This window comes from Bacillus sp. AP50, from assembly GCF_040492675.1.
In the GTDB taxonomy this organism is placed as follows: domain Bacteria; phylum Bacillota; class Bacilli; order Bacillales; family Bacillaceae_G; genus Bacillus_A; species Bacillus_A cereus.
This window is the reverse complement of sequence record NZ_JBEUTW010000393.1, coordinates 1-1,422: the sequence shown is the minus strand read 5'-3', so window position 1 is coordinate 1,422 and position 1,422 is coordinate 1. Positions and strand designations below refer to the sequence as shown.

The window sequence follows — 1,422 nt, the reverse complement described above, 5'->3', positions numbered from 1 at the left end:
CAATTATTGTTTTGTTTTTCGTTGGGGTTTCACGTTATATTCATAAATGGAAAGAAGGCGTTGCGAAATTAAATCACATTGAAGAAGAACTTAGTGATTTAATGTTACATCATGGTAAGTAAACATTTATTTTTTAACTAAACAATGTGAAGAATATCACAAAACGTGCTTTCCTAATGAAGGCATGTTTTTTTGTTATGTGAAAGTTAGACATATTCATGAGATTTTCCATACAATACAGTGTGAAATAAAAAAATGATTCTTTGTTTGTAGGAATATTTATTCGTTTTTGTATAATTTTGTAATTCAGTTCGGTATAATTATGATATAGAAGGAAATTTGTTAGAGGGGGTATATTGTGAACATATTAAAGATTATAGGAATAATTGCAGGAGTCATTATAGTAGCTGTTATAGCTTTCTTTGTTATTATGAATTACTATTTGTCAAAAGAAGATCCTGATTACGTATTAAAGTACATAAAAGAACATAAAGAAGATGAAACATGTTCATTACTTATTAAAAGAAATGGAGAAGTATTAACTTCTATAAATGAAAATAAAAAATTGCCATTAGCAAGTATGGCAAAAATCATAATAGCAGTTGAATTTGCTAAGCAAATGTCAGAAGGAAAAATCAATCGTGATGAACAAATTTCATTGCAGGAGCTAGAAAAATATTATGTTAAAAACACTGATGGTGGGGCACATCCTGATTGGTTAGAAGATGCAAAAGCGAGAGAATTAGTGGAAAATGGACAAATCGCTTTAGAAGAAGTTGCAAAAGGAATGATTCATTATAGCTCTAATGCAAATACGACATATTTGTTAGATAAGCTTGGAATAGAAAGAGTAAATGATAGTTTAAAAGAGTTAGAGTTTACTAGTCATGACAAGTTCTCTTCGTATACTGCTTCACTATATATGAGAGGGTATGTAGAAAAAGAGCTTCATGAGCCAAAAAATCAATCGTTAGAAATGATACGTAACATGTCAAAGGAAGAATATAATAAACATGTGTTACAAATTCATGAATGGATGAAAGATGAAGAAGAATGGAAAAAACGGGATATTCCATTAAAGGTAGATATGGAATTTCAGCGAATTTGGTCAGATCGATTAGTGGGTGCAAACGCTAAAGATTATATGAGTATAATGGAAAAGATAAATAGTAGAAATTATTTTCCAAAATCAATGCAAGAAGAGCTCGAGAACATTTTCAAAGGAACAGTTAAAAATAGTAAATTCGAATATGCTGGTCAAAAAGGTGGTTCTACCGCATTCGTATTGACAAAAAGCTTGTATACTACAGATAAGAAAGGGAATAAAGTAGAAATTGTCGTTATGTTTAACGATATAGAAGATCAAGTTTCATATCAAAAACTGAGAAATAATATAGATTATTTTATTCAAGATGCTATAAC

Annotated in this window: 2 protein-coding genes; both read left to right on the top strand. The window is 29.5% G+C overall.

Annotated elements, in window-relative coordinates; genetic code table 11:
• The first annotated feature begins 2 nt into the window (after positions 1 to 2).
• Positions 3 to 122: a peptidase gene (locus ABWK52_RS23120; RefSeq protein WP_353772162.1), complete on the top strand. Its 120-nt coding sequence runs from the start codon at positions 3 to 5 to the stop codon at positions 120 to 122.
• A 236-nt stretch (positions 123 to 358) separates the two neighbouring features.
• Positions 359 to 1,422, top strand: a 1,064-nt coding sequence (locus ABWK52_RS23115) for a serine hydrolase (protein WP_353772161.1), incomplete at its 3' end; no start/stop codon positions are given.